We start from the raw sequence: 8,026 nt of genomic DNA, 5'->3' as shown, positions 1-8,026 counted from the left end.
GCAGACAAACGCCGACCGCGCGCTTGAAAGGCTCGGTCGGCGCTTCCTTGGCCGGCGTCTTGGGCTTGATGTTGGAGGCCACGGCGGCGGCTTAGCTGAGCGCCACGTTCACCGCACTCTCCGGCAGTTCCTGCCCGAAGCAGCGCTGATAGAACTCGGCGACCAGCGGCCGCTCCAGCTCGTCGCATTTGTTGACGAAGGTCAGCCGGAAGGCAAAGCCGATGTCGTTGAAGATGTCGGCGTTCTCCGCCCAGGTGATCACGGTGCGCGGGCTCATGACGGTGGAGAGGTCGCCGTTCATGAAGGCGTTGCGCGTGAGATCGGCGACGCGCACCATCTTGCCGACAATGTCGCGGCCTTCGGCGTTGCGATAGTGCCGCGCCTTGGCGAGCACGATCTCGACCTCGTTGTCGTGCGGCAGATAGTTCAGCGTGGTGACGATCGACCAGCGGTCCATCTGGCCCTGGTTGATCTGCTGGGTGCCGTGATAGAGGCCCGACGTATCGCCGAGGCCGACCGTGTTGGCGGTCGAGAACAGTCGGAACGAGGGATGCGGCTTGATCACCTTGTTCTGGTCCAAGAGCGTCAGGCGGCCGGAGACTTCCAGCACGCGCTGGATCACGAACATCACGTCGGGCCGGCCGGCGTCGTATTCGTCGAACACCAGCGCGATGTTGTGCTGCAGCGCCCAGGGCAGGATGCCGTCGCGGAATTCCGTGACCTGCTTGCCGTCCTTGATGACGATGGAGTCCTTGCCAACGAGATCGATACGGCTGATGTGGCTGTCGAGGTTGACGCGTACGCAGGGCCAGTTCAGCCGCGCCGCGACCTGCTCGATATGGGTCGACTTGCCGGTGCCGTGATAGCCCGTGACCATGACACGACGGTTCTTGGCGAAGCCTGCGAGGATGGCGAGCGTGGTGGCGCGATCGAAGCGGTAATCCGAATCGATGTCGGGCACATGCGGATCGACTTCGGAATAGGCGGGGACTTCGAGGTCAGTATCGATCCCGAATACCTGCCGCACCGACACCTTCATGTCGGGCAGACCGGCGGGCACAGCCCCGGCAGAGTCTTGCAGTTTGGTAGTCGTGGCGGCGGTCGTCATTAATCCTCCGAGGTCCCGGGCGCTCCCGAAACCAGATTTGCGAATATGGCTGCGGATGGGTACTCAAAGGAACCTATCAGAGAGCAACGGCCGGCAGAAGCCCGCGGCTCAATCAAAGTTCCGTTGCGTTATCATCAAGATAGGCGCTTGCCACGGTTTTTGGAAGGCTGCCCTGCGAATCACGCTTGGTTTCACTAGGCCAATCAGGCTCGCCGGCCATCACCGAGGCCCTGGACGGCACTTTCCACCCTTGCCGGGGTTTATGTTAGGTCTGCGCCTGACCCGGAACACGCCAACGACAGGAATTTTGTGACCTTCTACCTCGATCAATTGATTGCCTTCGTCTCGGCAAATGCGTGGCTTGCCTATCTCACGCTGTTTCTGGCCGCGCTTCTGGAGGCCGTTCCGGTCGTCGGCTCGGTGATCCCCGGCTCGACCATCATCCTGGCACTGAGCGCGCTGGTGCCGGGCGGCCAGTTGCGGCTGGAATGGGTGCTGGCAGCCGCGGTCGCCGGCGCGCTGCTCGGCGATGGATCGGCGTTCTGGATCGGGCATCGTGCCCAGCGCGAAATCCTTTCGGCCTGGCCGCTGTCTAACTATCCGCGGGTGATCGCCCAGAGCGAGGCATTCTTTCATCGCTGGGGTGTGCTTGCGGTGTTCTTCGCGCGCTTCGTGCCGCCGATCCGGGCCTTTGTGCCGATCACGGCCGGCGCGCTCGGCATGGCGCCGCCGCGTTTTTACCCCGTGAACATCGCAGCGATACTGCTGTGGGCGCCGGCGCATGTGCTGCCGGGCGTGCTGGCGGTGTCGGCGCTGCACGAATATGCCGGGCTGCCGCATCATGCCGGGCTCGCCCGGCACATCTGGATATTGGCGGTGATCGGCGGCGCGCTGATCCTCGCGCTCGTCACCTGGATCATCCGCCGCCGGCATGGCGGCGGCCTGGTCGAACCGACAGCTGAGAAGATTCGAAAGGATTTTCGATAGATTCGGCCCGCGAAACCTCACGGCCGTCCGGCGGCCGGGCTGCGCCCCGGCACGGGGCCGATATAGCGCGCGCGCGGGCGGATCAGTCCGCCGTGCCGCAACTGCTCGCTGGCATGCGCGATCCATCCGACCGTGCGCGCCATCGCAAACAGCACCAGTTCGTTGCCGGGGGCCAATCCCAGCGTGTGCACCAGCACCGCGAGCGCATAGTCGATATTGACGAATTCTCCGGTCGCCTCTGCGATCCGTTCGGGAATTTCCCGGGTGAGTTTTTCCGCAGCCCCCGCGCGCGCCAGCGCATCCAGCAAGGCGTGCGCGCGCGGATCGCCAAGCTTGTAGACGCCGTGACCGAAGCCAGCGAAACGCTCGCCCAGCGCCACCCGCTCGCGGATCACCGGAGCCACGTCGCGATCGACCAGCGTCTTGACGAGCTGCGCCGCCAGAACACCCGCGCCGCCATGCTTGGGGCCTTTCAGCGCCACCAGGCCGGCAATCATCGCATCAAAAAGATTCAAGCCCGTCGATGCCGCGCACCGCACGGTAAAGGCCGAGGCATTCAGTTCGTGTTCGGCGAGCAGCACCAGCGCGCGGCGGATCAGATCGGCGGCGTGCTTGTTGTCCGGCGCCCATGCCCTGGCGATCTGCAGATGAAGCGGTTTGGCCGAGGACATCCTGTTCAGCATGGTTGCGACCACCAGCCGCAGGATGCGGCCGCCGACCATCGCGCGGCCGTCGGACGCGCGGGTAAAGGCCCGCGGATCGGCGCTTGCCGCCAGCGCCAACACGGCGATGGTGCGATCGATCGGCGGGACGTGCGACGTGGCTTTCGCGACCGCTCGCATTTCGTCCGACACATGGGGGCAATTGTCCTGGGCAAACGGATCGACCCCGGTCACATCCCACAGCAAGGTCGCGGCATGTTCCAGCGTGTCCTTTTCCGCAAGGTCGATGCAGTTGACGCCGCGGTAGATCGGGCCGTCCTCGGTGATGGTCGCGATCGCCGAATCCATCACCGGCAAGTCGGCGTCGAAATTTCGCAATCCCCGCGGCTCCGGCGACGGCGCGCGGCGCTCCTTCAGGTCGCGGACGTCCTCGGCCCGGTAGCGATGGCTGCGCGAGTCGGACGACGGCTCCGAGCGGATCAGGCCACGGCTGACATAGGCGTAGAGGGTCGCCGGCGAGATCGCGAGCTCGGCCGAGGCTTCGCGGGCGGAAAGGTAGAGCCCTGCGGATTTTTTCATATTGATTTACATAATCAAGATTGATCAATCTGTCGAGAGGGTCGACCTTTGGAACGCCTTTCAGAGGAGATCGACCATGAACCTGCAACTTTCCAAGAGCCCGATCGGGCTCGACGGCATCGCCGCCGCCGAAACCGTGCTCAGCCATGTCGACGGCGCGCACGGCGAATTGATCATCGTCGGCGAGCGCATCAGTGACCTCGTGCACAAGACCAGTTTTGAGGGCGTCACCGCCCGGCTGTGGAGCGGCGGTACCGGCCAGCCGGTCGCCGAGGCCTATGTGCGCGCCGCCCTCGGTGCCGCCCGCCAACGCGCCTTCGCCCGGCTGCCGGATCTGCTCGGAATCACGCGAGGCCTGTCGATCGTCGACGGTGTCCGCGCCGCCATTGCCGGCTTGCGCGCCGAGAACGGTCTGTCGCACGAGGCGACCATCCTCGGCGCCTTTCCGGTAATCGCGGGTGCGCTGGTGCAGCGCGCTGGGGGCAGCGACCCGGTCGCGCCCGATCCGACCGCAAGCCATGCCGCCGATACGCTTTCGATGATGCAAAACCGCAAGCCCGGTGCAGGCGAAGTAGCGGCGCTCGACGCTTATTTCGTGACGGTGTGCGATCACGGCATGAACGCCTCGACCTTCACCACCCGCGTCGTGGCCTCCACCCAGGCCGACCTGTTCGCGGCCGTGACGGCGGGCTATTGCGCCCTGACGGGTCCGCTGCATGGCGGCGCGCCGGAGCCGGTCTTGGAAATGCTCGATGCCATCGGCACGCGCGAGCGCATCAAGCCGTGGGTCGACAGCGCGCTTGCGCGCGGCGAACGACTGATGGGCTTTGGCCACAAAATCTATCGCGTCCGCGATCCGCGCGCCGACGTGCTGAAAGGCGCCATCGAGCGGCTCGCCGGCGGCGGCACCGATCTCCCGTTCGCGGGCGAAGTCGAGGCCTATATCCGCGAAGCGCTGCGGCGGAAAAATCCGGACCGCCCGCTCGACACCAATGTGGAATTTTTCACCGCGATCCTGCTCGATGCGCTGAAGATCCCGCGACAGGCCTTCACGCCGATCTTCGCGGTGGCCCGCGCCGCCGGCTGGACCGCGCATGCCCGCGAGCAGCAACGCACCGGCCGATTGATCCGGCCGAGTTCGGCCTATATCGGCCCGATGCCGGATTGAGTGAGGCAACGGCGGCACGAAGACGCCGCCGTAGCGGCTCGAGAGATTTTTGGGAAAATTCTGCCTGCAACACCGTGCGGCGGTGTGTTAACTTTCGTTGCGACGCTTATCCTCGCTGACAGGCCGGGTGAGACGAAAAATGCGACGCCGCGAATTCATCATGCTGCTCGGCGGCACAGCGGCCGCTTGGCCGCTTGGGGCGCGCGCGCAGCAGGCGATGCGAGTGGTCGGGTTTATGGGCGGGGGCACGCCCTCGATCCAGGGTTCATGGGCCGCCGCTTTCGCGCAACGGCTGCACGAACTCGGTTGGGTCGATGGCCGCAACCTCGCGATCGAATACCGCTGGGCAGAGGGCAAGAGCGAGCGCGTCACGGAAATCGTCGCCGAGTTCGTTCGCCTCAAGGTCGACGTCATCGTCACCCATTCAAATCCACTGGTCGTCGCGGCAAAGCAGGCGACTTCGACGATCCCGATCGTGTTCGGCGCCGCGGGCGATCCGGTCAGCACGGGATTGGTCGCAAGCCTTGCGCGGCCCGGCGGCAACGTTACCGGACTGTCGCTTCAGCAGACCGATACCGCCGGCAAGCGGCTGGAACTATTGCGCGAGGTCGTCCCCGGTTTCCGCCGGTTGGGGATCATGGCCAAGGTCGACAATCCCGGCGCGGCGCTGGAAATGGCCGACGTCGAGGCGGCGGCTCGTGCGCTCGGCATAGAATTCACGCTGGCGGAAATCCGGCGAGCCGCGGATATCGCATCCGCCTTCGAAGCGCTCAAGGAACGCGCCGACGCACTTTACGTCTGCAATGACCCCTTCATGAACGCCAATGCCACACGCATCAACACGCTGGCAGCCGCGATGCGGCTGCCGACGATCTTCAATTTCCGCGAAAATGTCGAAGCGGGCGGCCTGATGTCCTACGGGGCAAACGTCCCGGACCTGTTCCGCCGCGCCGCCGATTATGTCGACAAGATCCTGCGCGGGACGAAGCCTGGCGATCTCCCCGTCGAACAACCGACCAAGTTCGAGCTGGTCTTCAACCTCACGACCGCCAAGGCGCTTGGCATCGACGTCGCGCCCTCGCTGCTCGCCCGGGCCGATCAGATCATCGAATGAAGCGCCGCCCGCAGCGACACGGTTCGCCGCGCAGCCTTTTGATGCCGATTCGCGCGCGCGATCAGCCCGCGCGCACCACCGTCTTCAGATAATTATACGCCTTGATGATCTCGATCAGGCGGTCCTCGGTGGAGCGGTCGCCGCCATTGGCGTCGGGATGGTGCTGCTTCACCAGCGCCTTGTATTTCGCCTTGACGGTTTCCAGCGTCGCGTCGGTGCCGAGCCCCATCACCTGCAGCGCCTTGCGCTCGGCGTTGAAGATTTTCCGGGTTTCCGGCTTGGTCTCCGAGCCCGCGCCGGGACCCGGCCGCCAGCGGCCGCGGCCGTTGAGTTCGGAGAACATGCTGAAGGGATCGGCGGCGCCTTCGAGGTCGGCCGCCGCGCTGCCCTTGCCCTTCTTGGAACTGGTATTGGCCCCCATCTTCCAGGTCGGGCGATGGCCGGTCAGCGCATCCTTCTGGTAGCGCGCGACCGCATCCGCATTCATGCCGGAGAAGAAGTTATAGGACTGGTTGTATTCGCGGACGTGGTTGAGGCAGAAATGCCAGTATTCCTTGTCGTTGTTGCGGCCCTTGGGGGCGCGGTGCGGCCCCTTGTTCTTGCATTCCGGCCATTCGCACATGGCGGATTCTTCGCGCGCCTGCGCCTGCTGCTTCGCGGTCAGCTTGTTGGGCTTGATGCGGATAGAGTCGAAGAATTTTGATGAATCAATCGGCATGGCTGACTATGACAACGCAATGCGAAAAGCTTCAAGTCTTGACATTGCGAAACCTTCTCTTCTGATGCGCCATTGACGCAGGACGGTGGCCGCCGTATGCCGCCGCCATGAGCACCAAAGACGCTATCACGAACAAGTTGAGCGAAGCTTTCGCGCCGGAAAGCCTCGAGGTCACGGACGAATCACATCTGCATGAGGGCCATGCCGGCCACCGGCCAGGCGGCGAGACGCATTTCCGGCTTTATATCGTGTCGCCGGCCTTCCAGGGGAAGAGCCGGATCGAGCGCCATCGCCTGATTAATGCCGTGCTTTCGGCGGAACTGGCAGGCAGCGTTCATGCGCTGGCGATCAGGGCGCAGGCGCCGGGCGAAGCGGGCGGCACGGGATAGGCCGCGCCGCCCGGCCATTTGAGCGGGGCCAATGACAGCGCAAACTCTCATTGTCTTGTCCGGCCTGCCCGGCTCCGGCAAGAGCATGCTGGCGGAGGGCGTTTCGCGAGCCTTGTCGATACCCCTGTTCTCGATCGATCCGATCGAGGCGGCGATGTGGCGCGGCGGCCTGAAGAAGGATCAGACCGGCATTGCGGCCTATGAGGTGGCGATCGCATTGGCGGACGAACAGCTGCGGCTCGGGCATTCCGTCATCGTCGATGCGGTAAACCCGATCGAGGCGCCGCGCGCGGCCTGGCGAAGCCTTGCCGCGAAATATCGGGCCGGTCTGAAGATCATCGAATGCATTTGCGCGGATGAGACAATCCACCGCGCGCGGATCGAAGCGCGCCGCCGCAATATCCCCGGCATGCCGGAGATCACCTGGGCCCGCGTGCTCGAACGGCGGGCGGAATACGAACCCTGGACCGACGCGCGGCTCACGCTGGACACTTCGATCGAGACGCCGGACAAGTTGATTGCCGAAGCGGCGAACTACCTGCGCTGAGATTTTCTTCACCCTCCCCTGGAGGGGGAGGGTCGGCTCGTATGGAGCGCAGCGAAATGCGAGACGGGGTGGGGTGACGGTCTCTCAACTCGCGCACTGTTCGAGACGAGAGACTGTCACCCCACCCCGCCGCTCATTTCATTCGCGTCGACCCTCCCCCTTCAGGGGAGGGTAAGGCCCGTTCTCGCCCGGTGAGCCCGACACCTCATGCGCACCGATCTCTTCGACTTCGAACTTCCCGCCGGCCGCATCGCGCTGCGCCCGGCGAGCCCGCGCGATTGCGCCAAAATGCTGGTGGTGCAGCCCGACGGCGTGTTGCGCGACGGCCATGTCGCCGACCTTCCGAACTGGCTCGAGCCCGGCGACCAGCTGGTGGTGAACGATACCAGGGTGATATCGGGCAAGCTGACGGGCCGCCGCATCGGCCGCGGCCCCGAGCCGAAGATCGAGGCGACACTGATAAAACGTCTCGACGGCTCGCGCTGGCAGGCGCTGGTCAAGCCGGCGAAGAAATTGGCGCGGGGCGACGTGGTTCGTTTCGGCAATGAGGGCAGGGTGTGCCTGCTCGGCCATCTCGACGCGGAGGTCGAGCACAAGGGCGAGGAAGGCGAGATCACGCTGTCGTTTTCATTTCACGGGCCGGCGCTGGATCAGGCCATTGCCGATCTCGGCAGCCCGCCGCTGCCGCCTTACATCGCCGGCAAGCGCGCGCCCGACGAGCGCGACGCCGGCGATTACCAGACCATGTTCGCTG

General features: G+C 64.9%; 9 protein-coding genes. 6 read left to right on the top strand and 3 right to left on the bottom strand.

The genetic code is table 11. The features are described from left to right. Nucleotides 1-91: 91 nt before the first annotated feature. Nucleotides 92-1,108 (bottom strand): cobaltochelatase subunit CobS, encoded by a 1,017-nt coding sequence (gene cobS, locus VK804_RS08980; protein ID WP_325370052.1) that lies wholly within the window; start codon nucleotides 1,106-1,108, stop codon nucleotides 92-94. Between the two features lie 309 nt (nucleotides 1,109-1,417). Here cobS and VK804_RS08975 point away from each other — a divergent pair, with 309 nt between their 5' ends. Beyond that, the gene (locus VK804_RS08975; protein ID WP_325370050.1) at nucleotides 1,418-2,095 is read left to right on the top strand and encodes a DedA family protein; all 678 of its coding nucleotides are present in this window, start codon (nucleotides 1,418-1,420) and stop codon (nucleotides 2,093-2,095) included. A 17-nt stretch (nucleotides 2,096-2,112) separates the two neighbouring features. Here the strand turns inward: VK804_RS08975 and VK804_RS08970 are convergent, their stop codons facing one another. Continuing rightward, the gene (locus VK804_RS08970) at nucleotides 2,113-3,336 is read right to left on the bottom strand and encodes a citrate synthase family protein (RefSeq protein ID WP_325370048.1); all 1,224 of its coding nucleotides are present in this window, start codon (nucleotides 3,334-3,336) and stop codon (nucleotides 2,113-2,115) included. A 76-nt stretch (nucleotides 3,337-3,412) separates the two neighbouring features. Between VK804_RS08970 and VK804_RS08965 the strand changes: the two genes are divergently transcribed. After that, entirely contained in the window at nucleotides 3,413-4,504 is a 1,092-nt protein-coding gene (locus VK804_RS08965; RefSeq protein ID WP_325370046.1) for a citrate synthase/methylcitrate synthase, read from the top strand. Between the two features lie 139 nt (nucleotides 4,505-4,643). Next, nucleotides 4,644-5,618, top strand: coding sequence for an ABC transporter substrate-binding protein (locus VK804_RS08960; protein ID WP_325370044.1), 975 nt, complete (start codon nucleotides 4,644-4,646; stop codon nucleotides 5,616-5,618). Nucleotides 5,619-5,679: 61 nt separating this feature from the next. Here VK804_RS08960 and VK804_RS08955 read toward each other — a convergent pair whose 3' ends face one another. After that, a complete protein-coding gene (locus VK804_RS08955) occupies nucleotides 5,680-6,336 on the bottom strand; it encodes a J domain-containing protein (RefSeq protein ID WP_325370042.1) in 657 nt (218 codons plus the stop codon). Between the two features lie 107 nt (nucleotides 6,337-6,443). Here VK804_RS08955 and VK804_RS08950 point away from each other — a divergent pair, with 107 nt between their 5' ends. The 3 genes from VK804_RS08950 to VK804_RS08940 form a co-directional block, all read left to right on the top strand. Further along, entirely contained in the window at nucleotides 6,444-6,725 is a 282-nt protein-coding gene (locus tag VK804_RS08950) for a BolA family protein (protein WP_325370040.1), read from the top strand. A 31-nt stretch (nucleotides 6,726-6,756) separates the two neighbouring features. Then, the gene (locus VK804_RS08945) at nucleotides 6,757-7,272 is read left to right on the top strand and encodes an AAA family ATPase (RefSeq protein WP_325370038.1); all 516 of its coding nucleotides are present in this window, start codon (nucleotides 6,757-6,759) and stop codon (nucleotides 7,270-7,272) included. A 207-nt stretch (nucleotides 7,273-7,479) separates the two neighbouring features. Then, the coding region (locus VK804_RS08940; protein ID WP_325370036.1) for an S-adenosylmethionine:tRNA ribosyltransferase-isomerase at nucleotides 7,480-8,026 on the top strand (547 nt) is incomplete at its 3' end.

The sequence above is a fragment of the Bradyrhizobium sp. genome (assembly GCF_035484855.1).
Lineage (GTDB): Bacteria > Pseudomonadota > Alphaproteobacteria > Rhizobiales > Xanthobacteraceae > Bradyrhizobium.
This window is presented reverse-complemented; position numbering and strand designations above follow the sequence as displayed.

Coding starts and splice junctions, on each gene's coding strand:
- cobS (WP_325370052.1), bottom strand. CDS start 1,108: ATGACGACCGCCGCCACGACTACCAAACTGCAAGACTCTGCCGGGGCT.
- VK804_RS08970 (WP_325370048.1), bottom strand. CDS start 3,336: ATGAAAAAATCCGCAGGGCTCTACCTTTCCGCCCGCGAAGCCTCGGCC.
- VK804_RS08965 (WP_325370046.1), top strand. CDS start 3,413: ATGAACCTGCAACTTTCCAAGAGCCCGATCGGGCTCGACGGCATCGCC.
- VK804_RS08960 (WP_325370044.1), top strand. CDS start 4,644: ATGCGACGCCGCGAATTCATCATGCTGCTCGGCGGCACAGCGGCCGCT.
- VK804_RS08955 (WP_325370042.1), bottom strand. CDS start 6,336: ATGCCGATTGATTCATCAAAATTCTTCGACTCTATCCGCATCAAGCCC.
- VK804_RS08950 (WP_325370040.1), top strand. CDS start 6,444: ATGAGCACCAAAGACGCTATCACGAACAAGTTGAGCGAAGCTTTCGCG.
- VK804_RS08945 (WP_325370038.1), top strand. CDS start 6,757: ATGACAGCGCAAACTCTCATTGTCTTGTCCGGCCTGCCCGGCTCCGGC.